This window comes from Vibrio sp. 1069, from assembly GCF_033340555.1.
This window is the reverse complement of sequence record NZ_JAWOWP010000002.1, coordinates 436,489-460,080: the sequence shown is the minus strand read 5'-3', so window position 1 is coordinate 460,080 and position 23,592 is coordinate 436,489. Positions and strand designations below refer to the sequence as shown.

Annotated in this window: 21 protein-coding genes; 10 read left to right on the top strand and 11 right to left on the bottom strand. The window is 44.8% G+C overall.

Annotation, left to right across the window (positions count from 1 at the left end):
* Position 1 precedes the first annotated feature (1 nt).
* Together R7040_RS05125 and rnk are read right to left on the bottom strand one after the other, a co-directional pair.
* Positions 2-961, bottom strand: a complete 960-nt coding sequence (locus R7040_RS05125) for a GGDEF domain-containing protein (protein WP_025767735.1) — start codon at positions 959-961, stop codon at positions 2-4.
* Between the two features lie 235 nt (positions 962-1,196).
* Positions 1,197-1,604, bottom strand: a complete 408-nt coding sequence (rnk, locus tag R7040_RS05120) for a nucleoside diphosphate kinase regulator (protein WP_005394604.1) — start codon at positions 1,602-1,604, stop codon at positions 1,197-1,199.
* Positions 1,605-2,130: 526 nt separating this feature from the next.
* On the opposite strand from rnk, the gene nirB reads away from it, so the two are divergent.
* The 4 genes from nirB to cobA all read left to right on the top strand — a co-directional run bounded on the left by nirB (position 2,131) and on the right by cobA (position 7,040).
* The gene (gene nirB, locus R7040_RS05115; RefSeq protein ID WP_318081111.1) at positions 2,131-4,695 is read left to right on the top strand and encodes a nitrite reductase large subunit NirB; all 2,565 of its coding nucleotides are present in this window, start codon (positions 2,131-2,133) and stop codon (positions 4,693-4,695) included.
* Between the two features lie 13 nt (positions 4,696-4,708).
* Positions 4,709-5,032: a nitrite reductase small subunit NirD gene (gene nirD / locus R7040_RS05110; RefSeq protein ID WP_005387969.1), complete on the top strand. Its 324-nt coding sequence runs from the start codon at positions 4,709-4,711 to the stop codon at positions 5,030-5,032.
* 195 nt (positions 5,033-5,227) lie between these two features.
* Entirely contained in the window at positions 5,228-6,076 is an 849-nt protein-coding gene (locus R7040_RS05105; RefSeq protein WP_138940309.1) for a formate/nitrite transporter family protein, read from the top strand.
* Between the two features lie 205 nt (positions 6,077-6,281).
* Positions 6,282-7,040, top strand: coding sequence for a uroporphyrinogen-III C-methyltransferase (gene cobA / locus R7040_RS05100; protein ID WP_086047380.1), 759 nt, complete (start codon positions 6,282-6,284; stop codon positions 7,038-7,040).
* A 16-nt stretch (positions 7,041-7,056) separates the two neighbouring features.
* Here cobA and R7040_RS05095 read toward each other — a convergent pair whose 3' ends face one another.
* A complete protein-coding gene (locus tag R7040_RS05095; protein ID WP_017820187.1) occupies positions 7,057-7,497 on the bottom strand; it encodes a DUF4174 domain-containing protein in 441 nt (146 codons plus the stop codon).
* A 119-nt stretch (positions 7,498-7,616) separates the two neighbouring features.
* Between R7040_RS05095 and R7040_RS05090 the strand changes: the two genes are divergently transcribed.
* Positions 7,617-8,105, top strand: coding sequence for an NYN domain-containing protein (locus R7040_RS05090; RefSeq protein WP_086047381.1), 489 nt, complete (start codon positions 7,617-7,619; stop codon positions 8,103-8,105).
* Between the two features lie 86 nt (positions 8,106-8,191).
* Here the strand turns inward: R7040_RS05090 and R7040_RS05085 are convergent, their stop codons facing one another.
* On the bottom strand, positions 8,192-9,523 hold the full coding sequence (locus tag R7040_RS05085) for an anaerobic C4-dicarboxylate transporter (RefSeq protein ID WP_318081110.1): 1,332 nt from the start codon (positions 9,521-9,523) through the stop codon (positions 8,192-8,194).
* A 419-nt stretch (positions 9,524-9,942) separates the two neighbouring features.
* Here R7040_RS05085 and R7040_RS05080 point away from each other — a divergent pair, with 419 nt between their 5' ends.
* Both R7040_RS05080 and R7040_RS05075 read left to right on the top strand, forming a co-directional pair.
* Positions 9,943-10,680, top strand: coding sequence for a siderophore ferric iron reductase (locus tag R7040_RS05080; protein ID WP_213967654.1), 738 nt, complete (start codon positions 9,943-9,945; stop codon positions 10,678-10,680).
* A gap of 89 nt (positions 10,681-10,769) precedes the next feature.
* Positions 10,770-12,941 carry a TonB-dependent receptor gene (locus R7040_RS05075; protein WP_213967655.1) on the top strand — a complete coding sequence of 724 codons (2,172 nt, stop codon included), beginning with the start codon at positions 10,770-10,772 and terminating at the stop codon, positions 12,939-12,941.
* Between the two features lie 49 nt (positions 12,942-12,990).
* On the opposite strand, the gene R7040_RS05070 is transcribed toward R7040_RS05075, so the two are convergent.
* Positions 12,991-13,182: a DUF2986 domain-containing protein gene (locus tag R7040_RS05070; RefSeq protein WP_005376066.1), complete on the bottom strand. Its 192-nt coding sequence runs from the start codon at positions 13,180-13,182 to the stop codon at positions 12,991-12,993.
* Between the two features lie 136 nt (positions 13,183-13,318).
* Between R7040_RS05070 and R7040_RS05065 the strand changes: the two genes are divergently transcribed.
* Together R7040_RS05065 and R7040_RS05060 are read left to right on the top strand one after the other, a co-directional pair.
* Positions 13,319-13,828 (top strand): GNAT family N-acetyltransferase, encoded by a 510-nt coding sequence (locus tag R7040_RS05065; protein WP_047101056.1) that lies wholly within the window; start codon positions 13,319-13,321, stop codon positions 13,826-13,828.
* Positions 13,829-13,842: 14 nt separating this feature from the next.
* A complete protein-coding gene (locus tag R7040_RS05060; RefSeq protein ID WP_025767744.1) occupies positions 13,843-14,232 on the top strand; it encodes a nitrous oxide-stimulated promoter family protein in 390 nt (129 codons plus the stop codon).
* A gap of 49 nt (positions 14,233-14,281) precedes the next feature.
* Here R7040_RS05060 and R7040_RS05055 read toward each other — a convergent pair whose 3' ends face one another.
* Both R7040_RS05055 and trxC read right to left on the bottom strand, forming a co-directional pair.
* Positions 14,282-15,442, bottom strand: coding sequence for an MFS transporter (locus tag R7040_RS05055; RefSeq protein WP_017634647.1), 1,161 nt, complete (start codon positions 15,440-15,442; stop codon positions 14,282-14,284).
* Positions 15,443-15,618: 176 nt separating this feature from the next.
* Entirely contained in the window at positions 15,619-16,053 is a 435-nt protein-coding gene (gene trxC, locus R7040_RS05050; RefSeq protein WP_213967656.1) for a thioredoxin TrxC, read from the bottom strand.
* 162 nt (positions 16,054-16,215) lie between these two features.
* Here trxC and R7040_RS05045 point away from each other — a divergent pair, with 162 nt between their 5' ends.
* A complete protein-coding gene (locus R7040_RS05045; protein ID WP_053349917.1) occupies positions 16,216-17,310 on the top strand; it encodes a ketoacyl-ACP synthase III in 1,095 nt (364 codons plus the stop codon).
* Between the two features lie 86 nt (positions 17,311-17,396).
* Here R7040_RS05045 and R7040_RS05040 read toward each other — a convergent pair whose 3' ends face one another.
* The 4 genes from R7040_RS05040 to manA all read right to left on the bottom strand — a co-directional run bounded on the left by R7040_RS05040 (position 17,397) and on the right by manA (position 23,540).
* Positions 17,397-18,722 (bottom strand): DUF1501 domain-containing protein, encoded by a 1,326-nt coding sequence (locus tag R7040_RS05040; protein WP_064354811.1) that lies wholly within the window; start codon positions 18,720-18,722, stop codon positions 17,397-17,399.
* 9 nt (positions 18,723-18,731) lie between these two features.
* Complete coding sequence (locus R7040_RS05035; RefSeq protein ID WP_318081108.1) at positions 18,732-20,300, bottom strand: DUF1800 domain-containing protein; 1,569 nt, start codon at positions 20,298-20,300, stop codon at positions 18,732-18,734.
* Positions 20,301-20,707: 407 nt separating this feature from the next.
* Positions 20,708-21,970, bottom strand: a complete 1,263-nt coding sequence (locus tag R7040_RS05030; protein WP_005376082.1) for a hydroxymethylglutaryl-CoA reductase — start codon at positions 21,968-21,970, stop codon at positions 20,708-20,710.
* 352 nt (positions 21,971-22,322) lie between these two features.
* Positions 22,323-23,540, bottom strand: a complete 1,218-nt coding sequence (gene manA / locus R7040_RS05025; RefSeq protein WP_005376084.1) for a mannose-6-phosphate isomerase, class I — start codon at positions 23,538-23,540, stop codon at positions 22,323-22,325.
* Between the last annotated feature and the right edge of the window lie 52 nt (positions 23,541-23,592).

Here is a 23,592-nt window from a genome sequence, read left to right as displayed (position 1 = left end):
ATCAACTTTTTAAGTTGAAAAATTGTACTCCATTTTTGCCATTTTTCTTTATCTCATACATTGCGTGATCGGCTTTTTGATACACTTCATTAAACGGTTGCTTTCCTTTGTTAAAGAGACAAACACCGATACTCATTCCTATCGTTACTTTATGTAAGTCTTGATTTATCGCTGGAATGATTGAATCTAAGAGTTGATTGCAAAGTTGGGATATTTCCTCTCGACTTGAATGCCAGTTTAAGATAACAAATTCATCGCCTCCTATGCGTCCAACTTGAGACTTGCTTGACGCAAGCTCTGTTAAGCTATTGGCGATATTGATGAGGAGGGTGTCGCCAGTATGATGGCCTAGCTGGTCGTTAACTGCTTTAAAATTATCTATATCAACAAACACTAAAGCAGACTGCTGAGACGGTTCGGTTTGAGGTTGATGATTAAAGTTTTCCTCAATTGCTTTTCTATTTAACAATCCAGTCAATGGATCACTCGAAGCCAACTTGGCCAGTTGCTGCTCATAACGCTTTTCTTTTGTAATATCGATATGAGTACCCATCATCCGTAGTGGTTCGCCATCAGAACCATACTCGACGATGCGCCCTCGATCGTAGACCCAGCTATCACTGCCGTCTTTATGAATCATGCGATGCACTACCTCATAAAGGTCGGTCTTGCCTGCTAGGTGATCTTCAAATGCACCCACCGCAAGATCATAATCTTCAGGGTGGAGATTGTTTTTCCACGTTTCAACCGTCGCGGTTAACTCATGGGGCTGATAACCTAGCATTTTTCCCCACTGCATATTGAATATCGTCAAAGTACCTGAAGGAATATGCTGCTCCCACAAACACAGTCCATTACTGTCGAGTGCAGCATTCAACTTTTCTTGTAGTCGCGCATTCTTCCGCTTCAGCTCTTCATTTTCTTTTTCTAAGCAGGCAATTCGAGTTAGATATTCTTCCATTTTGCGCATAATTTACGTCGTTTTCGGAGCGACAATATACGAAAAATACTTTGCAATTTCTATGATTGAGCTTGGAGATATAAGTATTGAATATGCGGTAAATAATAAAAAATCGGTGATGTTACTTAAGAGCAGCAAAGTAAATACTTGGAAAAAGAAGGAAATAGGGGGCAAGCGAGGGGCTCTCCTGGTGCAAAGTCTTAAATGGAGGCCTTTGCACCGGGACTACTGAGGGTTAGCGGTTTAGTGCACCACAACGCTCAGGCTGGTATGTGATATCGACAATTTCAATTGTCTTCACTTGATTATTTGGCATTGGCCATTCAAGTTTTTGACCAACAGACAAACCGATCAGTGCGCTGCCTACGGGCGCAAAAATAGAGATATCATCACTGCTTTTCAGTTCAGAAGGGTAAACCAATGTCTTTGTCATGGTTCTATCTTCACCTGCAAATTTAAACTCTACAGTTGAGTTCATCGTGACCACGTTATCTGGCATTTGTTCTGGCTCAAGAACTGTTGCTCGGTCGAGCTCTGCTTCTAATTCCACAAGCTCCGCTGCGATGTTTGGCATTTTATCCAACAAGGCCGTGATTCGGTTCATATCTAAGCTTGAGATGTAGATAGAATTGTTTTCTGACATTTTATGACTCCCAAATAAAAGGCCGCCTCACAAAAATGGGACGGCACTCTATATGTCAATTACGGTATCAATCATATGGACGCTATTCCATATGAACTAAACCTGATTTTAGTCTTTATAATGCGACTTAGCTAGTAAAAAATTTTTATTGTGAAGCTTGATTTTTCTAAACCTTTCAATCACTTCAGATATTGTTCTCTGATCACCTTGAAACGGTGAAGTCAAGTGAGTGCGTCGTTTAGAAGCAAAACAGGATTTATCGTAGGTGTGCTCGGTTTCGATGGTCAGCCTTACTTCATAAAGCAAAACGGTATAGTCCGTTGCTAGTATGGCTTCGGTTATCTCAGTTTGTTAAAACTACCAATATCCGTTAATAAATTACTTTTTATTTCGCAATAGTCAGATAAATACGTTCATCTACCCCTTTAGGGTAGTTTGAAATTGTAATTGATTTACATCATGTATTAATTTTCTTTCACAATTAACAATGAGCTCAGTGATAAGAACCTAACCCTTAGGAATTATAATGAGCAAGTTGAAGCTAGTAGTCATCGGTAACGGTATGGTAGGGCACCGTTATATTGAAGACTTAGTCGAGAAAGCTGATATGTCTAATATGGACATTACGGTTTTCTGTGAAGAACCTCGTGTCGCATACGACCGTGTGCACCTTTCCTCTTACTTTTCTCACCATACTGCAGATGAACTTTCTTTAGTGAAAGAAGGCTTCTACGAGAAACACGGTATTAACATGCTGATCGGCGAACGCGCGATTAACATCAACCGTGAAAACCGCATTGTTTACTCAAGCACTGGCCGTGAAGTTCAATACGACAAGCTGATTCTTGCTACTGGCTCATTCCCATTTGTTCCACCTATCAAAGGTCACGAAAGCAAAGACTGTTTTGTTTACCGTACTATCGAAGATCTTAAAGCGATCGAAGCGTGTGCGAAGAAGAGCAAATCAGGCGTTGTTGTCGGTGGTGGTCTGCTAGGTCTTGAAGCAGCAGGCGCACTGAAAGCACTGGGTGTAGAAACGCACGTTGTTGAGTTCGCGCCAAAGCTAATGGCTGAGCAACTTGACCTGGCTGGTGGTAACCAACTTCGTCAAAAGATCGAGCGTATGGGCGTGAACGTTCACACCAGCAAAAACACGCTTGAGATTGCGGCAGAAGGCACAAACGCACGCAACGTTATGCGTTTTGCTGACGGTTCAGAGCTAGAAACAGACTTCATCGTATTCTCTGCAGGTATTCGCCCACAAGACAAACTAGCACGCCAAATGGAGCTAGAAGTGGCACCTCGTGGCGGTGTTGCTATCAACGACCATTGTCAGACTTCTGATGAGAACATCTACGCTATCGGTGAGTGTGCGTCTTGGAACGAAATGTTCTACGGCCTTGTTGCTCCTGGCTACAAGATGGCGACCGTTGCTGTTGACCACCTACTAGGTAACACAGAAAGCAAATTCGAAGGCGCTGACATGTCTGCGAAGCTGAAACTTCTTGGCGTGAAAGTAGGCTCTATCGGTGACGCGAACGGTCGTACTGAAGGGTGTAAGAGTTACGTTTACCAGAACGAAGAGCAAGAAGTTTACAAACGTCTTGTCGTTTCTGAAGACAACAAGAAACTGCTTGGCGCGGTTATGGTTGGCGATACGTCTGACTACGGCGACCTGCTTCAACTTATGTTGAACGAAATCGACCTACCAGAACACCCGGATGCGTTGATCCTTCCTGCACACGCAGGCGCTGAGAAACCAGCACTAGGTGCAGATGCTCTACCAGAAAGCGCAGTGATCTGTTCTTGTTTCGACGTGACAAAAGGCAAGATCGCACAGGCGGTTGCTGATGGTAATCATACGCTTGCTGACATCAAAGCAGTGACTGGCGCAGGTACAGGCTGTGGTGGTTGTATTCCTCTAGTGACGTCTGTTCTAAATGCTGAGCTTGCTAAATCTGGTATCGAAGTGAAGAACGACGTGTGTGAGCACTTTGCATACTCACGCCAAGAGCTGTTCCACCTAATCCGTATTGAAGAGATCAAAACGTTTGATGAGCTTCTAGAGAAATACGGTAAAGGTTACGGCTGTGAAGTTTGTAAACCACTGGCTGGTTCTATCTTGGCTTCTTGCTGGGGTGAGCACATTCTTAAGCCACAACTGGTTAAGCTGCACGACACGAACGATAACTTCCTAGGTAACATCCAAAAAGACGGTACTTACTCTGTTATCCCACGTATGGCGGGTGGTGAAGTAACACCTCAAGCACTGGGTGCGTTAGCGAACGTTGCAGCAGAATACAACCTATACACCAAAGTAACCGGTGCTCAACGTATTGGTCTGTTTGGTGCTCAAAAAGACGATCTTCCAGAGATCTGGCGCAAGCTTATCGACGCTGGTTTCGAAACAGGTCAAGCGTACGCAAAAGCCCTTCGTATGGCGAAGACCTGTGTTGGCTCAACGTGGTGTCGTTACGGCGTTCAAGATTCTGTTGGTCTGGGTTCTTACATCGAGAACCGTTACAAAGGCATTCGTACACCTCATAAGATGAAGTTCGGTGTTTCTGGCTGTACTCGTGAGTGTGCGGAAGCACAAGGTAAAGACCTTGGTATTATCGCGACTGACGCAGGTTGGAACATGTACGTATGTGGTAACGGTGGTATGAAACCTCGTCACGCAGACCTACTTGCAAGTGACCTAGATAAAGAAACACTAATCAAGTACATCGACCGCTTCATGATGTTCTACATCCGTACTGCTGCGCCACTACAACGCACATCAGTTTGGATGGAAAACATGGAAGGTGGCGTTGACTACCTACGCGAAGTGATTGTTGAAGACAAACTTGGCATCAACACTCAACTAGAAGCTGATGTAGCGAAGCTTGTAGACGAGTACGAGTGTGAGTGGACTGCGACCATCAACGACGAATCACAACTGACTCGTTTCGCGCACTTCATCAACTCTGACAAGCGCGATGAAAACGTTGTGTTTGTACAAGAGCGTGAACAGCACCGCCCTGCAACCTTCACGGAAAAACATCCTGAAGCGAAAGGCGACATCCTACACGTAGCGATCATTGAAGCATAAGGGAAGGTTGATTATGTCATTTGAAAAGATTTGCCAAATCAGCGACATCGTACCGGGCACAGGTGTTTGTGCACTGGTTGATGGTCAGCAAGTTGCGGTATTCCGCCCAACACAAGCAGAAGAAGTGCTGGCGATCAGCAACACAGACCCGTTCTTCCAATCAAACGTGCTTTCTCGCGGTTTGATCTGTGAGCACCAAGGCGAGCTTTGGGTGGCTAGCCCACTTAAGAAGCAACGCTTTAACCTGACAACAGGTGCGTGCATGGAAGACGAGCGTTTTAGCGTGAAAGCGTACAAAACCCGCGTAACCAACGGCGAAGTAGAAATCTCTGCGTAAGCTTGGTTTTCATTCCCTCCTCTTAGGGGGAGGGAATGAACTGAAACCTAGATTCAATAGACAAAGGCTTTCCAAGCATCATCTCAGGGGAACAGGGAAGCGAGGTGTTGTAGACAGCGTTCAGGTGTCAACGGGAAGCCTTTCTCTATTCAATCTTTAACTTTTTAACTTTCAATTTTGGATAAGGACACATTCATGTCTACTGATTTTAAGCCTGCAGAATTCGTGCAAACCATGATCAATGTTGGTGAAGCGAAAACCAATACAAGCACGCGAGACCTTCTGCTTCGCGGTACGATGGCTGGCGTTATTCTTTCGCTTGCGGTGGTGGTTGCTATTACCGCGATTGTACAAACGGGTATCGGCCTTGTAGGAGCACTTGTTTTCCCCGTTGGTTTCGTAATTCTAAGTGTGATGGGGTATGACCTAGTAACCGGTGTTTTTGGTCTAGCGCCTCTGGCTAAGTTTGCTAACCGTCCGGGCATCACTTGGGGTCGTATCTTCCGTTGTTGGGGGCTTGTAGGCTTGGGTAACCTTATTGGTTCTCTGATCGTTGCTTACCTAGTGGCTATCTCTCTAACAGGTAACTTCTCTCTAGAACTGAATGCAGTAGCGAAGAAATTTGTCGTTGTTTCTACCGCGCGTAGCCTTGGTTTTGAAAACATGGGTATGGACGGATGGATCACGTGTTTCGTACGCGGCATCTTCTGTAACCTAATGGTGTGTCTAGGCGTTATCGGCAACATGACAGCACGTTCAGTATCTGGTCGCGTAGCAATGATGTGGTTCCCAATCTTCATCTTCTTCGCTCTAGTATTCGAGCACACAGTAGTAAACATGTTCCTATTCCCACTAGGTATGATTCTAGGTGCGGATTTTGGTATCGCGACTTGGTTGAACTTCAACCTTATCCCAACCATCCTAGGTAACATTGTTGGTGGTCTAGTAATGACTTGTATTCCACTGTACCTAACTCACGCTAAAACTGCGCCTTCTATCAATGCTGAAGAAGAAGTAAAAGCGCAACCTGCAATGGCTAAATAACCATTAACGGGTAATTCGCTTAATATGGTCCCGCTTCTGGATGGGCGGGACTATTCTCTAACTAGATTTCAATTTTTAACTTTCACTTTCGCGACATATTTTATTGATTTAGCTATAAAAAGTAATAACTCCTTGGGGTGATTTTAACCTTGAGTTAATGACTTGAGTGTTACTTTTTATGTCCAAATTTTCGATAGGCGTTGATATGACTACTGCTCACTCATCTTTAAACAGCGGCTTTATTTCTCTTGTTGGTGCAGGTCCAGGTGATCCTGATTTGCTCACAGTAAAAGGCTTAAAAGCCATTCAAGCGGCTGAAGTTGTTGTATACGACCGTTTGGTGTCGAAAGACATTCTAGAATTGGCTCATGCATCAGCAGAGATGATCTACGTAGGTAAAAAATTAGACTTTCACTGTGTGCCTCAAGATCAAATCAACCAAATCTTGGTGCAGAAAGCACAAGAAGGTAAGCGTGTTGTGCGTCTGAAGGGCGGTGACTCATTTATCTTTGGCCGTGGCGGTGAAGAGTTAGAAGAACTAGCGGAATTTGGTATCAAATACGAAGTGGTTCCGGGTATCACAGCAGCAGCGGGTGCAACGGCTTATGCTGGTATTCCATTAACACACCGCGACCATGCGCAAAGCGTTCAATTCATCACTGGTCACGTACAAAAAGATGGTCGTGAGATTGAGTGGCATTCACTGGCGCAATCCAACAACACGCTTGTGTTCTACATGGGTTTGAAGCAAAGCGGCCACATTATGGATAAGCTGATCACTCACGGCTTAGATCCTGAGATGTCATGCGCCATTATTGAAAACGGTACGCGCCCGGAGCAGCGCGTGTTCCAAGGAAAGTTGAACGAGTTATCGAGCATGGCAGAGCAAGCTGTGAGCCCAGCATTGATTGTGGTTGGTAGCGTTACTCAGCTGCACAACAAATTGGATTGGTTCGCAAAGTAATACTGCCCAGAAGTGACTATATTTTACAGGGGCTTTGTTGCCTCTGCATTTCTTGCTTACGCATAGGCATTTGATCAATGAGGTTGTTGATAAACGGCCAGTCTGTTTCTGCGCCCCAACGGTGCTTTTCTAGACCATCTTTACCAAGCAAAATAGCAGTATGAGAACCTTTTTCGACCGCATAAAGACGAGCTAGCATTTTTAGGTCGAACTCTTCTTTAAGCCAAGCAGGAAAAGTATAACCTTGTTCTGTAATGACCAGTGTGACGACATCTCTGTCTTCCAACTCACACTCATTCATAAGTGTTTCTAGCAAGAATTGTTTGACGTATTCATCATTTTCCGGCGCAAAGTAGAGCACACTTCTATGTGGCCAGTATTTGGAGTGCGCTGGATAACCAAATGCTGTCGATGACAAGATACAAGAAAGCAGTATCACTAGTAACTTTCCGCCCATGACAGTTCCCCTAGAAACCCAAATAACTTTTTATACGTTAAGTTTAGTGGAATTGGCTCATTGTGCTTTTTCCAAAACTGGCATAGGGTAGGCAGCAAATAAATTGAGCGTAGAAATAGATGAGTTCGGAAAGCAAACAAAAAATCGCCATTTTGGTTGATGTACAGAATGTGTATTACACCTGTCGCGAAGCGTATCGAAGCAATTTTGATTACAACCAGTTTTGGTATGTCGCCACACAAGGGAAAGAGGTGGTAAGTGCTCGTGCTTATGCCATCGCGAGTAACGATCCAAAACAACGTCAGTTCCACCATATTCTTCGTGGTGTTGGATTTGAGGTGATGCTTAAACCCTACATCCAGCGTCGTGATGGCAGCTCGAAAGGCGATTGGGATGTGGGTATTACTCTCGATGCAATTGAAATTGCTCCCGAAGTTGAGGAAGTGATTCTAGTTTCGGGAGATGGAGACTTTAGTCTGCTAGTAGAGAGAATTCAGCAGTGCTTCAATAAAACGGTGACCGTTTATGGTGTACCTAAGCTAACATCCCAAACTCTGATTGATTGTGCCGACAATTTTGTCGCGATTGATGACGATTTCTTGCTGTAGTGAATAGTGCAATAAAGAAAGGCGAGTCACTCAGGCTGTACGAAACGTACAATGACTCGCCTCTAATTTATCGTTGATTTGGCTAGTTACGAAGGAATGATCATTTGCCCTAGCAAGTAACCCAAGCAACACGCACCAATCACGCCGATTAAGCCCACAGACATGAATGAGTGGTTGAAGTACCACTTACCAATCTTAGTTGTGCCCGAGGTATCGAAGTTCACAGTCGCGATATCTGAAGGGTAGTTGGGAATAAAGAAGTAGCCGTATACCGCTGGCATTAAGCCGATAAGCAGCGCAGGTTCCAAACCTAAGCCGAGACCAACAGGCAGCATCATGCGAGCCGTTGCAGCTTGAGAGTTCACCACAACCGACACAATGAATAATGCAAGCGCGAATGTCCAAGGATAGTTAGTTACCATCTCTACGATGCCAGATTTAAATTGAGGCATAGCGTACTGGAAGTAGGTATCTGACATCCATGCAATACCGAAGATAGCAATCGCCGCCACCATACCAGATTTAAATACCACCCCATTTGGTACGTCACGCGGGTCAGTTTTGGTCGCAAGCAAAATGATACCGCCGAAGCAGAGCATCATCATTTGAATCACAACTGCCATGCTGATTGGCTTCGAGCCATCTACGATGGTACGAATGTCTGGCCACATCGCGATAATGACGATAACCAAGATCGATGCAATGAACAGCAATACAGAGTTACGAGCACTTGTTGGTAGTACTTCATCAAGAGACGTTGCAGTTGTGTTGAGGATTTTTTCTCTCCACACTGGATCTTTCAAACGCTCTTGGTATTCTTCATCGTCGTCTAGCTCTTTACCACGCTTTAGGCTGTAAAGTGACATCAACAACGTACCGAATAGCGTTGCAGGTACAGTAACGAGCAAAATTGAGAGCAGAGTGATCTCGTGTTGAATATCAGAGAGTTGCGCCAAGTAGTAAACTACGGCCGCTGAAATTGGCGAGGCTGTGATTGCGATTTGAGACGCGACAGAAGCGGCAGCCATAGGACGCTCTGGACGAATGCCGTTTTTAAGCGCAACGTCGCCAATGATTGGCATGATAGAGTAAACCGCGTGACCTGTACCAAGTAGGAAGGTCATAAAGTAAGTCACGAACGGAGCAATAAGGGTGACGCGTTTTGGGTTCTCACGAAGCACACGCTCGGCAACTTGCAGCATGTATTTCAAACCGCCAGCGGCTTCAAGAATGGAAGCACATGTTACCACCGCTAAAATGATCAACATAACGGTGACAGGAGGAGAGGTTGGCGGCATCTTAAAGATGAATACTTCAATCACCAAGCCAATTCCGGATACGACCCCAAGGCCGATACCACCATAACGTGAGCCGATATACAGCATCACGAGCAAAAATAGAAACTCAAGATACAACATGTGGATTTCCTTATTCAAAGCAGAGGGCTACATAGCCAAATTACCTCTTTGTATTGTCTCGATATTCAGAAAGAAAATACTTCATGTTGTTCACAATCCGCTGGATAAGAAACAGCAATATTCAATTATTGGCAATAACTCACGCTACACCGGGAAACTGTTAACACAGTTTTATCAGGGTGTTTTTATGCTGTGTATTTTTGCGATCATGTGAGCGTTAAATGCGAAGAGGTTTAAGAGTTTGTTGCTATTCATCGCATACGTAACCAGACCTTACAGCTTCACAGAACTCGGAAATACATTCATAACTAACCCTAAGACTGCTTCTTTGTTATGAAAACGCAAAGGATAATAGTTTGCATTGCGATTGGTGCTTGGGTATAAAGGTGTCAGAATGACTACACCAACAATAAGCCATCATGTCTGAGCAATTTTTCCCGCAACTGTTTCAAACTTCGAGTGAGATTACACCTTACCTACACGGTGATATCGGCGAGATAGGGCAAGAAGCTATCCATATCGAGAATGATATCAACCCGATCATCCAAGGCCTTTACCAGCAAATCTCGGAGGCTCATCCGGAAGCGGGAAAAGCATATTGGTTGACAAGAACGTGGGATTTACTTTGTTGGCAGCCAGTTTATGTCGCATTCATCTCTATTTACGGTTACCACACGTTGCCAAACATTCGCGAGATAGCGCAGCACCTCAAACCTTGTTTTGTTTCTGGGTACCGATTCGCCGACGAAGCGCATATACATGGCGAGCCAGAAGCGTTGATAAAAGAGGCGGGGCGTCAAATCCGAGAACTGTTCGACTTCTATCAACAAGAGATGAGTCAATGGACACGCATTCGTCCTGGCTTCACCCATCAATTGATGTCGGACGGAATCATGGCTTGTTTAATTCGTCTCCAACAGCGCTTTCCGCAAATGACTAACTCGATACTTCAGGAGCATGCGGTCTTGTGGCTAAGCGCAATGGGTTTGGATGTTGATAATAGCCGCTCACTTCATGAGACGGAATCTGATCAGCCGCTAAAGTTAGTAAGAAAAAGTTGTTGTTTAGTCTATAAGTGTGAAGGCAGAAAGCTTTGTGCAGATTGTCCTCGTTTAGAGGAAAATCGACAGCTTATGAGCAAGAAGGTTCTCAATTAACATTTATTTAACTTGTGTAACAGTGCTCGATTTGAGAGTGAGAATAAGTATCATTGCATGCTCTTGTTGACAACAAAAAGATAAATACAATGATGAAAAGGACGTTTTCTTTCAATCTCATCGTACTTGCGATGAGCAGTGGATACGCAGTTAGCTCAATAGCAGCAGAAAATCTTCAACAAACATCGACTCCGAGCGATGAGCAATTGGTTGTTGTAGGCAGTGTGATGCCGAAATCGATCTCCGATATTCCAGGAACGGTTTGGTTTGTTGGCCAAGAAGAGATTGCTCAGCAATATCGTGCGGGCAAGACACTGGGTGATATTCTTTCTGCGACCATCCCTTCTTTAGACGTCGGCACCGGTGGTCGAACTAACTATGGTCAGAACCTTCGCGGTAGAGCAATGTTGGTAATGATTGATGGTGTCTCGTTACAGTCTTCTCGCCCGATTAGTCGTCAGTTAGACGCAATAGACCCATTCAACATCGAGCGAATTGAAGTACTATCTGGTGCAACCTCCATTTATGGGGCAGGCGCTACTGGTGGTGTTATTAACATTATCACCAAGAAAGCGTACTCGGATGACTTGTCGTTTGAATCCTACGTGAGTGGCACTACAGGTTTTAATAGCAGCGATGACTTTGATTACAAACTCGCTCAGTCTATCTCGGGTGGTAATGAGCGAATTACCGCTAGAGGTTCGGTTGTGTACACCGAGACACAAGGTGCATTTGACGCAAATGGCGACATTGTCACCCCAGACATTTCACAGGGCTCTTTGCAGTATAATTCAACGCTCGATGTTATGGGATCGACCGAGATTCAAATCTCCGATGCCAGCAAGTTAAACCTTGTCGCACAATACTATGACAGCCAGCAAGATTCGCCATACGGTTTGTACATTGTTAACAATAAATTTGTTGATGTACGAGAGGGGTTCGATTCCGACCGTGAACATGGTACAGAGCGAGTTCTCTTAAGTGCGAACTACGCTCACGACAGCGTATTCGGTCATCAACTGATAGGCGAGTTATCTTACCGTAGTGAAGACCAAACCTTTACTCCTTATTACCAAAGTGCCTCTCAACAAAAAACAGAAGTTTTTGCTGGGCGCTTAGCATTAGCTAAAAGCTGGGAGTCATTCAAACTTGTTTATGGTGTCGATGCGTACTTAGACCGTTTTGAAAGTAACCAGGCTCTGTTCGATTCAACCATTGCGAACAGCTCTGGGAACTTAATTAATCGAACCTATGCCGAAGTGGGGCGTTACCCAGATGTTGATGTGGCGTCTTACGCAATGTTTGTCCAAGGGGATTACCAAATCAATCAAGATTGGTCAGTACAAGCAGGCTACCGCTACCAATACATGGACAATAAGATTGATGATTTTGTTGCCTATAGTATACAAAAGAAGATCGCATCGGGTAATGGTGTATCAGCGGATGCGGTACCAGGTGGCAGCACTGACTACTCTGTGAGCTTATTTAATTTGGGCACCATTTATCAGCTTAACGATGAATCTCAGCTTTGGGCGAACTTCTCTCAAGGTTTCGAACTCGCTGATCCTGCAAAGTACTACGGCCAAGGTAGCTACGATGCCGCGGATGCAAATGGTCACTACGCGTTGAACAATAGCATTAACGTATCTGACTCAAAAATGTCGGGCATCAAAACGGACAGCTATGAAATTGGTTACCGATTAGATACGGATACTGTCGCACTGCAAGCGGCGGGTTACTACTCGGTGTCGGATAACTCAATCAAGTATGACAAGAAGACGCTCCTAATCACCAATGTTGATGACGAGCAACGTGTATACGGTGCCGAAGCAAACATTAACTACTGGGTAAACCGTGATATTTTGTTAGGTGCATCAGGTCACTATGTGGTTTCTGAGCTGAAAACCAACGGTAAGTGGGAAGATCTAAGTGCGGGTAAAGCAAGTACATCAAAAGCGAACGCGTGGGCGGCTTACTATCAGGATGGCTATTCACTACGTCTACAAAGCCAGACGATGTTTGATTACGAAGATGACGCAAACAACAAACTAGATGGATACACTACGTTTGATCTTCTTGGTAACGTAACACTACCTATCGGGCAGTTAGGTTTTGGTATTCAAAACCTATTTGACGAAGACTACACAACCGCTTGGGGACAACGTGCGCAGATTCTTTATGCAGCACACTACGATGCAGCAGCGTACGACTACAAAGGAAGAGGTCGCACATTCACACTGAACTACAGTGTTGAATACTAAAGCTAACTCGCTCCAAATATCAAAAAAGCCGCTTGAAGCGGCTTTTCTTTTAGGCTTGATCTGTCTGCGCTGTGTCTACAACGTTTTCCGTGTGTTCTGAAGCTTGGTTTTGTTCTTCAGCTTCCATTTTCGCGCGTTCAGCTTTGGAGATATAACGCGGCTTATTGCTCTTATGTAGCTTAGCGTTATGCTTCTTCTGCTTCGCTTTCAAGATCTGATTGATTTTCTTCTTGCGGTTCATGGTGGTGGTCCTTTAATTTAGCGAGGCAGGATAGTTACTTTTTTATCAAGTTACAACTAAATAAGCGCCGGTATCGGTCGCAAAATTCAAGTACGTTCCTATGTCCAATCATCTATCGCGTTTTAATGGAGCCCAAATGAAAACACTGTACACCGAACGTTTGATACTGCGTCTTGTGAGTGTAAATGATGCACCATTTATACTAGAACTTTATAACCACCCAGACTTCTACCGTTTTGTCGGAGACAAACAAATTCGTACCGAATATGAAGCGGCGCGTTACATAAAAGAAAACATGCTACGCATGCAAAAAATTAGAGGCGTGAGTTTACTCGTTGTAGAGAAGAAAGAAGATGGACAACCCATCGGGATTTGTGGGTTGGTTAAACGTGACACATTACAACACTATGATCTCGGATATGGATTTTTACCTTCCGCTTATGGCTTCGGCTACGGAACGGAGTCTGCAACCGCAGTGCTGGAATACGCTAGAGAGGAAATGAAACTCGATAATTTGGTTGCCATCACCAACAATGACAATATTCGTAGTATAAGTTTGCTCAAAAAACTGGGCTTTGAGTTTGAACGAGTTGAGCAGCAATATGATAATGGCCGCACGTTAGAACTTTACACAATGATGTTGTGATTTTTGGATAGCGCATGAGCGATATTTTACTTGGCAAACTCGCCACTGAATTTAAGACAGTAAAAGCCATGGTAGAGGTTTACTGTCATGACCATCATGGAACAAAACGTGACTTATGCTCAGAATGTCATGAGCTGCTTGAATACGCAGAAGTGCGCCTCGACCGCTGTCCTTATGGAGAGAATAAACCGACGTGTAATAAATGTCCGATTCACTGCTACAAACCAGAGCCGAAAGAACAAATGCGTTTGGTCATGCGTTACTCTGGCCCCAGAATGTTACTGAAACATCCCATCTTGGCGGTTCGTCATTTGCTTCATGAAAAGCGAATGGTACCGGAAAAGCCTGCAGCGAACGCGTCAAACCGTCACAAGCGTTTATCTAAACAAAAATGCGAAGAATAAAAAAACGAGGGCGACATGCCCTCGTTTTCGTTGAGTAGAAGCGGCGTGGTTAGAGGCCAGCGGCCATACGCTGCTTGGTTTTGCTCGCAGCAAGTAGCATGTATACGCCAGTCGCAACCAAAGCGGCAAACAAGTAGCCTAGCAAGCCGTGTTCTTGGCCCATAAATTTATCAGCGACAACAGGACCAGCAACAGAGCCGATGCTGTAGCTAAACAGCATGACTTGTGTCGCAGAGACAATAAAGCGTTCATCAAGTCCTTCGCAACCTAAGTTGATTGCAATCGGGTACAAGGCAAAAGTAGCTGCACCTAAAAAGAATAATGCAGCAGCCAATACCACGGCTGACGAGGAAATAAACGTCATACCGATCGAAAAAATACCCAAAATACAGAAAAACGCCATTAGCACTGTGCGGCTCATGTATTTGTTTAACGCGGTCACCATTGGTTGAACTAGCATGCCACCTAGAATCACTAGCGCCATCAATGTACCAATGTCTTGATGGCTAATTTTACGGTTAGTTAACTCAACTGGCATTAATCCGTAGATCGCGCCTAAGGTCAAACCTGAAACAACACAACCAATAATTGCTGCATGGTTTAGTTTGGCAATTTGCTTAAATGATAAAGCGGTTGATTCATGGCTGTTTGGCTGCTCACACTCAATGAACATTAGCACCAGCATCGCCATTAAGATCAACGTCGTGATCGCAATAAACGGAACGCCGCCACTTACGCCAAGCACGCCAATACCAAACTGGCCTAATGCTGAACCACCATAAAGCGATAGCATGTACAAGCTCAAACGTCTCGCACGCGATGCTTCGTCTCCAGACATTAGCCAAGATTCAACAATGACAAAAACACCAGCAACCGCGATACCCGCAATAAAGCGAGCGGCAAGCCACATCAATCCGTTAGCAAACACGGGTAGTGTGACGATAGTTAGCGAAAATACGGCCAAGCAACCAATAAACGCGTTACGGTGACCAACTTGACGTACGATACGTTCAATAAAAATAGCACCGGTTAATAAGCCGCCATAAAACACACTCGCCAACCAACTCGCGTAATCTGCTGAGATGTTGTATTCACCGAGCATGAGAGGGATCAAGCTCATTAAATAGCCCGAAGCCACCGCATAAAGAGACAGTGCGACGACTGGAACTGTAACTCGTGGTGATGCTGCAGGAACGACTGTGTTTTCCACTGTTTTGCGCCTATAAGTTAAATGAAATCTAAGGGTTATTCGGCGCGAATATGAGGCTAATAGTTAGGCAAGTAAAATGATAAATTTAAGTCGTTTCGATAAATAATATTTGTTAACTAGATAGGTTGATAAGTTGCATAAAAACGCCAACCTACAAACAAGGTTGGCGTGGAAGATTATTTAGTAAGTGCTTGATTTAACCATTGATCAAATTGAGTTTTAGGTAACGCACCATTGATCATATCAACACGTTGACCATTTTTGAAAACCATAATGGTAGGAATGCTGCGAATACCAAATTGCGCCGCAAGTTGTTGTTGAGCTTCGGTATCAATCTTAACAAAACGAGCCGTTCCGGCTTGCTCATGAGCAACATCAGAGAAAACAGGAGCAAAACCAACGCACGGGTTGCACCATGGGGCCCAAAAATCTACTACAACAGGCATATCACTTTGTAATAGAGCAGAAAAGTTATCTTGTGTACCTTCGATAGGCGAGCCGTCTAAAAGTGCACTTTTACATTTACCGCAAGTTGCAGATTCGGCAACGCGCTCATTAGGGACACGATTTAGACCGCCGCACGAAGGGCAGCGAGTTTTAAACGATGGCATGACTTCTTCCTTTATTACGTATTGATGAAAACATGACTTACCAGTCAGCCTCATTATTTGTATACTTATTTTTTAACCTGCCGAAATAACGCAGCGCAGGTTTGTATTTGAGCCTAAGGTTCTAAGAAATTTTATTAAAATACAACAATAAATAGGTCTGCGATGACAAATTACTACGCTGAAATTACAGGTTGGGGGAAATGTGTTCCGCCAGCCGTGCTCTCTAACGATGATCTTAGCACTTTCCTCGATACTTCCGATGAGTGGATTCGTACCCGCACTGGTATCGAAAACCGCCGTATTAGTCATGTAAACACGTCAGACATGGCGACCGTTGCTGCTAAACATGCATTAGCTCGAGCAGGCGTCGATGCAACAGACGTGGATTTAATCATTGTGGCGACTTGTTCACCAGATTCATTGATTCCAAATATCGCGTCTAAGGTACAGCAGAACCTAGGTATTCGTGCAGCCGCTGCCTTTGACTTAAATGCCGCATGTACGGGATTTGTCTATGGCCTAGAAACGGGCACACGTTTGATTCAATCAGGTAACTATCGTAACGCGATCATTATTGGTGCGGAAAGATTGTCTTTCTACATCGATTGGGCAATGCGAGATACCGCTGTTCTATTTGGTGATGGTGCGGGCGCCGTTGTGTTATCAAGAACGGAAAAAGAAACGGGTTTACTACAGTCTCAAATCGGTTGTGACGCAAAAGGCCGAGATATTCTGTCCGTACCAAAGTTTGGTACTTGTATGGATCGCTTTGCGGAAGACAACGGTTACTGGGATTTCAACTTTGTAGGACAAGAAATTTTCAAACGTGCAGTAAAAGGCATGGGGCTAGCTGCGAAAACCGTACTGAAAGCATCACAGTTAACGACGGAACAAATCGATGTTGTGATTCCGCATCAAGCGAATATTCGTATTATTCAAACCTTGTGTGACCTGTCTGGAATTCCACACGACAAAGCGTTTGTTAACATTCAAAACTATGGCAATACTTCAGCTGCGACGGTGCCAATTGCATTGTGTGAAGCGGTAGAGCAAGGTCGAGTTAACCCTGGTGATAACATGCTTCTTGCTGCGTTTGGTGCAGGTTTGACATGGGGGGCGGCAGTATTGAAATGGGGTGACCGCGTAACGCCAGTTTCTGAAAGTGATGCGGTTCTGCCTGAATGTGAGCAATCCGCGTTAGAATTACTTGAGCGTGCCATTAAGCTGTGTAACGAACGCCGTCGCGACGAGGTGTAACGGACACTCTGCAAACATAAGATGAGTAAGGGAGCGCGAGGCTCCCTTATTTGATGATGCGTTCTACAGCTAACCTGTAAAATATCTTAAGCCATAAAACCTAGGTTTGAATGAGTAAACTTACGGATGTTCGGGAACACATATTCCAGTGCAGCGTTATCACTCACGCCCATCCACTGCGCTAGTGTTGAACCAACTTGATCAGCGGCAATTTTGGGTATGAGTCGGCCTTGAGAGTAATCATCGTTTCCGCCCAGTATTAGTTCCGGCCATGTACCGATAGGTTGTTTCCCATTTACCGCGCCTCCAATTAATAGTTGATGGCCACCCCAGCCATGATCGGTACCATTTCCGTTGCTCATCATCCGTCGACCGAAGTCAGACATAGTGAAAGAGGTGACTTGCTTGTTTAGCCCTAACCGTTCGACCGCACGATACATTGCTAAAAGGTTTGTCGCGAGATCCTCAAGTAGCACTGGATGACGTGCCAATTGCGAATCGTGCAGGTCATACCCAGAGTGTTTAACGAAAAAGACTTGTCGTTGCTGCTTCAGGACATCTTGGCTTGCTATCAATTTGTACACGGTTTGCATCTGCTTGCCGAGCGTCGATGACGTAAACAGCGGCTCGTCAGCAATGTGGTTGAGTTGCTCGCTCAGTACACTGCTCATTACCATCGACTCATCAACCATCAAATTAAAATGACCATTAAATGGATTGTCAGTTTGATGAGAGAGAAGGCGATCATAGATCCCCTTGTATAGCGGGTTATCAATCGCGGTAAGCTGAACTGCACGATCTTTTTTCAGGACGGTTTGGCGGTGTTCCATTGCCCGTAACCAAAGCGAGTTGCCATGCACACTGTATAGCGGTGTTATTTCTGATTCAGAGTTTAATACATCCAACATTCTGCCAGCCCAACCAAGATTTTTAGACTCGCTCATTCCACCAAGTAACCAAGCGTCTGTTTGAGAATTATGAGAAAACAGTTGCTCGGGTAGTGATGCTTCACCTTGCTCAATAGCTTGTTTGGTGACGGGATGGTTGAGAATGCCACTATTGAGCACGATGCTGGCATCGCCTTGTTCGAAAACGGAAGTTAACGCATTTAACTTTGGGTGTAAGCCGAGCTTCACTGGGTGATTTGAGCTATCGACAGCACTCAAATTGATAGGGAGTATGTCTTCTTTGGCGACAGAGAGTGGCCCTCTGACTTTGGAATATTGATGATAGTGCGCCTCCGATAATGGCAGTACGGTGTTGAACGCATCGTTTCCGCCAGCTAAATACACACATATTAATGCTCGAAAGTCATTGGATGGCGCTGCGAGAGAGTAACCTGGCAGACTAAGAGAGGCTAGTGCGCCCATTGATAGCGTGCTTTGTATAAAATGTCGTCGTGAAATATCCATAATTCACTCCTAATCCTGAATATAGAATTCGTCGCCAGAAATGGCGGTAAATATCACTAGAGCAAGTTTTGTTGTTGGCACATAGTCCCCACGATAATCATTCAGGGCGGTGAGCATGAGCTCTTTCAATTCAGCAGAAGCCGTTCCAGCAAAGAAACGCTCGTTAACCAATTCGACTAAGGCACGGTGATTGTCCAGAAGAAGATAAAACTCGTTAAGATCGAAGTGGTAGGAATCACCACCTCCTCTACGAGTGCTGGTTAACATATAGTTGACCAAATCGGTATAAACAGACCAATTGAGAAGTTCATACTCTGGAGAGTTAATACCAGACTCCGTAAACTCGTTAGACGGCTGATAGTCTGGAGAGTAAAAATTAAACACGGAAGGAGAACGAAGCGGCCCTTGATTAGCGATGTTCATCATCGTTGTTGCGTCTTCGTAACGTGATCCTTTAACCGTAAAACCTGATGCTCGATGAAAATTAGTCAGGACCAGTATCGGTTCTTTCACTTTTATAGGCGGGGTATCCGTCATCCCTAATGCTTCAGGGTCGAGCAATATGGCTCGAACAACGGCGGTTAGATCGCCTTTTTCTCCTTCCCCATTGTTGTTAAATATCGTAGCAACACGCGCGACGTACTCTGGGCTTGGATTTGAACTGACCAAACGTTGGATAAGTAACTTTGAAACAAATGGAGCAACATTTGGGTGAGACATCAACATATCAATCACTTTTGAAAGCTCTTCTTGTGCGGTTAGACCCGGTGGGATCACGTTCCCTAGAAATCGCTTCTCGCCGGTGTCGTGTCTTTGACTGATAACTCGCATCGGTTTCACGAATGCGATGTCGGAATTTTTCCATCCAGTTAATGCTCGCGCGAGCTCTTGAATATCAGTTTGATTGTACGTGGGGATAGGTTTGCCTGTTGCGTGGTTTAGCTTTTTACTGCCATCTAAATTGAGTTCATACAAACCGATAGTGAATAACTGCATTAACTCTCGAGCAAAGTTCTCATCGGGAAGCGTTCCTGTCGCACTATTTTCTTTTGCACTACCGAGCATAGACAAATAGCTCCCCATGACTGGATGGATGGAAACGTCATACAACAGGTCTCGGTAGTTGCCAAACGCATGCTCAACCAACAGATCGTAGTAATTCACTAACCCTGTAGGTTTGCTGGAAAGAACGCCGCCATAACGAGAAACGACTACGATCTGACTCAATGCATAAGCCGTTCGCTGCCTAAGCTGATCTTCAGCAGTAACAACAATTTGATACCAAGCATTTTCTCGGTTTGACTGTAGGCCTTTAGAAAAAGGCGTTTGATAAAGTGGTTGATGGTAGGTTGCTGGCAGGTTGATTTGTTTCTGTATCCAATCCTCTAACCCGTTTTCCCTAACCTCATTAATTAACGCAGGTGTTGGTCCAAAAGAGGTTTGATAGAGAAAACGCGCAACGGTTTGATCGGATGGGGATTGCTGTATTTGTGCTGATAAATTAGACACATGGCTCAGCAATAAGATAGCCAATCCTAGTACCCAAGCAGAGATTTTATTTAGCTTCTGACGTCTCATAGTTAACTCGCTTACCCGAAGTAACGATTTAAGTCCATTTAACGGGAGTTATTAAGCTCTTTTGAGCTGTTTAGTAAATTTATGAAAATCAAGCAGCTGCATAGGCGAGTATAGTAGCTATAAGTGGTGAACAAAAAACTCAAACGATGAATTTGGTACTATAGTGCTAGAAGTTTTTGATGCTATTTTTTCTAAGATACTGATATTAAATATGGCCAATGAAGAGTAACAAGCAGAGATATCGCAATGGATATAGAAGGGGGACAGCTAAAGTACGGTTAACAAGAGATTGGTATGTTTGTTAAGGCTTAAGTTAGTTTCAAGAAATTATTGAGCCAATAAATAAAGTCCATTGGTTTGCACAAGAGAAAACCACACGGATGTTCTCTTGTACAAAGCAACAAAGGTTATTTTCGGGCAAGCTTATGGTGAGCACGAGAAAAGTGATCGGCACAAAATGCGCCCACAATCGAGAGTTCGCCAGCCAGACAAAGCGAAGCTGCGACTTCGGCTAACGCTTTCGCATTGCCGTTGCCGTGCAAACCCAAAATATCCAAACATGCTTTTTGCGTTGGAAGGCCAGTACCACCGCCAACCGTTCCCACCATGATGTTTGGCAAGGTCACGCACGCGTACAAGTTGCCTTGAGCGTCCACATCCATACGAGTGATACCAATGGCAGACTCTGCAACGCAAGCGGCATCTTGACCACAAGCAATGTAAAGCGCGGCAAGGGCATTTGCGTAATGCGCGTTGACGCCAATTGTCCCGCTGAGTAAACCACCCACCGTGGTCATTTTGCCAAATTGAACCATAGACTCCGGCGTCGTATGCAGATATTTTTCCACCAACTCAGCAGGAATGGTCACTTCGGCGGATACTTTCTTACCGCGTACCGAGCGCAGTGTGTGTGCGTTTGGTTTTTTGTCGCCTGATAAGTTGCCATCCAAGAATGCTTGAGTTGGTTTGATTGGGCTGGTCGCCAAAATATGATGGAACACTTCGTTTGTTGCGATGGTCACCATGTTTTGTCCGGAAGCGTCACCAGTCACGTATTCAAAGACCAAATAAACATGGTTTCCTTCGATATTTACATTGATGTCTTTGAGTTTGCCATGTGAGGTGGTGGATTCCGCAATTTGACGAAATACGTCAAACTGGGTCACAACCCAACTGACGAACTGGCCGGCGTCAGCAAGGTGATTAAAGGCGAATACTGGTGTTCGGCTCACCCCTTCACTTAGTAACAATGCGCTCGCGCCACCAGCGGCGGTGATAAGATTTGCGCCACGGTTGTAGGAAGCGACTAACGCGGCTTCTGTCGTTGCGAGCGGAACCAAAAAGTCATCGTTCGCATACAAGCCGTTGACGCGCAAAGGGCCTGCAATGCCGACCGGCACATTAACAGTACCAATGAAGTGCTCGATGTTGTTGGAGTAAGCATCGCAATGTGACTGCGTGAAAGGATCAAGGAGATGATCTTTATTGGTCACGTGTTCCAATACTTGCCAACGGCGCGCCAAATGCTTATCCGACAGGCCAGGGCTTAAGCAGAGACGTTTCTCTGGCTTGTGAAACTTCGGTTCTAATGCCGATTGAATCTTACTGCTGGTTTCGATATCGGAAAGGGCGGAGCTTTGAACAGGGTTATCTTGGTTTAACTTCGGCATACAAACGTTAACTGAAAAATCGAACCAGAGATTGTAGTGATTGAGGCTTTGATTACAACGTTGATTATACGTTTTGCAACAAATACCACTGTGCAAGCGCCTTTATTATCCAAGTGATTTGATATTGGAGCGACGAATTTACCGGACATAAATGGGTTTTGACAATGAATGTTGCAGTAAATGGCAGATCCGGGAGGTTATGCCTCTTAGAGAAACTGGCCTGTAGGTGTTTGGATTCGACAAGGTGTAAGCATGAGTGCCTTAAAAGCGGAATGGTTCAATCTATGAAAGGAATAAATTGTCTAACCCAGTCCCTTGGGTCAGACGTTAGTTTGAATCAGTTATTCAAAAACTAGTTGAAGGCGCGAGCCACACGTCCCGCACTTTGAATACGGTAATGACCAACGTAAGCAGGAACAAATACAGATTGTCCTTTCGAGGCAGTTAACGTCTCACCGTTATCACTGATGAGTGTCAGGTCGGCATCAATCGCCATCAAAATCTCTGCGCTATTGGCATCAACCACTTCATTGTTCGGTTGGTTAAGAATGCTGAAACTAAAGTCTGCCACTGGAACGGGGTAAAGGCTCTGGCAACCATTGGCATTGGGTTTTAGGACAAGGCTGTGAAACGGCTTAGGCACAAAGTCTGTGCATTTAACCAGTTCTTCAACATCCATATGTTTCTGCGTGAGTCCTGCACGCAAAACGTTATCTGAGTTCGCCATGATCTCTAATCCCGTACCTTTAATGTAAGCGTGTGGCGTTCTTGCGCTCAGGAACATGGCTTCGCCAGGTTGCAGCGTGATGACATTCAACAGTAATGGCGCAAACAAGCCGACATCGCCAGGGTATTGAGTGGATAGATCCAAGATGAGCTGGAAAACGTCGTTGTTAGTACCTTGCTCTGATTGGTCTGAAGCTTGGGCAAGAAGCTGTTTCAGTGCACGCTCTTTTGTTTCGCCTTCCATGGTCAGAATGTGCACAAAGAAATCGCGTAAACCTTGTGAGTTGATTTCGCGTTTGAATGCATCTAGCGGTGTGCGTAGCTCATTGATATCGCAAAGGCCAAATGCCTCAATAATCTCGTCATACGAACGAAAACCGTTCATGGCTTGGTAACTTGTCAGCGCGTACACCAACTCAGGTTTATGGTTTGGATCCTTGTAGTTACGATGGCTTGCGTTTAGTGGGATCCCGGCACTTTGTTCTTTTTCGAAGCCTATTTCGGCATCTTGTTTGCTTGGGTGAACTTGAATCGACAGTGCATGTTCGGCCGCTAAGATCTTAAACAGAAAGGGCAGGTCGCCAAATTTCGCTGCGGTTTCTGCTGATAAGTAAGCGGGTTGGTTTTGTTTGATCAGTTCAGACAAAGGCAGCGTGTTTTGCTCAACCTGAACTTCAGAGCAGCCGTTTGGGTGAGTACCCATCCATACTTCTGCTTGAGGCTCATTCGTTTCGTTAGAAAAGCCAAACAAATCGTGAATAGAAGAGGTGCTTCCCCAGGCGTAGTTTTGGATTTTGTTGTTCATTTGAAAGAAGCTATGCGATGAAATAGTGTTCAAATTCATGAATTTTTCCCATAGTTAACCCTCCGAACTGAATCGGAAGAAAAATTGAGCA

What these genes read in the sequence shown, in the direction of transcription:
- R7040_RS05045 (WP_053349917.1), top strand. Translation starts at nt 16,216, where the DNA reads ATGACAAATTACTACGCTGAAATTACAGGTTGGGGGAAATGTGTTCCG.
- R7040_RS05060 (WP_025767744.1), top strand. Translation starts at nt 13,843, where the DNA reads ATGAGCGATATTTTACTTGGCAAACTCGCCACTGAATTTAAGACAGTA.
- R7040_RS05125 (WP_025767735.1), bottom strand. Translation starts at nt 961, where the DNA reads ATGGAAGAATATCTAACTCGAATTGCCTGCTTAGAAAAAGAAAATGAA.
- nirD (WP_005387969.1), top strand. Translation starts at nt 4,709, where the DNA reads ATGTCATTTGAAAAGATTTGCCAAATCAGCGACATCGTACCGGGCACA.
- R7040_RS05075 (WP_213967655.1), top strand. Translation starts at nt 10,770, where the DNA reads ATGATGAAAAGGACGTTTTCTTTCAATCTCATCGTACTTGCGATGAGC.
- R7040_RS05070 (WP_005376066.1), bottom strand. Translation starts at nt 13,182, where the DNA reads ATGAACCGCAAGAAGAAAATCAATCAGATCTTGAAAGCGAAGCAGAAG.
- R7040_RS05035 (WP_318081108.1), bottom strand. Translation starts at nt 20,300, where the DNA reads ATGAGACGTCAGAAGCTAAATAAAATCTCTGCTTGGGTACTAGGATTG.
- R7040_RS05095 (WP_017820187.1), bottom strand. Translation starts at nt 7,497, where the DNA reads ATGGGCGGAAAGTTACTAGTGATACTGCTTTCTTGTATCTTGTCATCG.
- R7040_RS05105 (WP_138940309.1), top strand. Translation starts at nt 5,228, where the DNA reads ATGTCTACTGATTTTAAGCCTGCAGAATTCGTGCAAACCATGATCAAT.
- manA (WP_005376084.1), bottom strand. Translation starts at nt 23,540, where the DNA reads ATGAATTTGAACACTATTTCATCGCATAGCTTCTTTCAAATGAACAAC.
- R7040_RS05065 (WP_047101056.1), top strand. Translation starts at nt 13,319, where the DNA reads ATGAAAACACTGTACACCGAACGTTTGATACTGCGTCTTGTGAGTGTA.
- R7040_RS05085 (WP_318081110.1), bottom strand. Translation starts at nt 9,523, where the DNA reads ATGTTGTATCTTGAGTTTCTATTTTTGCTCGTGATGCTGTATATCGGC.
- rnk (WP_005394604.1), bottom strand. Translation starts at nt 1,604, where the DNA reads ATGTCAGAAAACAATTCTATCTACATCTCAAGCTTAGATATGAACCGA.
- cobA (WP_086047380.1), top strand. Translation starts at nt 6,282, where the DNA reads ATGACTACTGCTCACTCATCTTTAAACAGCGGCTTTATTTCTCTTGTT.
- R7040_RS05040 (WP_064354811.1), bottom strand. Translation starts at nt 18,722, where the DNA reads ATGGATATTTCACGACGACATTTTATACAAAGCACGCTATCAATGGGC.
- nirB (WP_318081111.1), top strand. Translation starts at nt 2,131, where the DNA reads ATGAGCAAGTTGAAGCTAGTAGTCATCGGTAACGGTATGGTAGGGCAC.
- R7040_RS05030 (WP_005376082.1), bottom strand. Translation starts at nt 21,970, where the DNA reads ATGCCGAAGTTAAACCAAGATAACCCTGTTCAAAGCTCCGCCCTTTCC.
- R7040_RS05080 (WP_213967654.1), top strand. Translation starts at nt 9,943, where the DNA reads ATGTCTGAGCAATTTTTCCCGCAACTGTTTCAAACTTCGAGTGAGATT.
- R7040_RS05090 (WP_086047381.1), top strand. Translation starts at nt 7,617, where the DNA reads ATGAGTTCGGAAAGCAAACAAAAAATCGCCATTTTGGTTGATGTACAG.
- trxC (WP_213967656.1), bottom strand. Translation starts at nt 16,053, where the DNA reads ATGCCATCGTTTAAAACTCGCTGCCCTTCGTGCGGCGGTCTAAATCGT.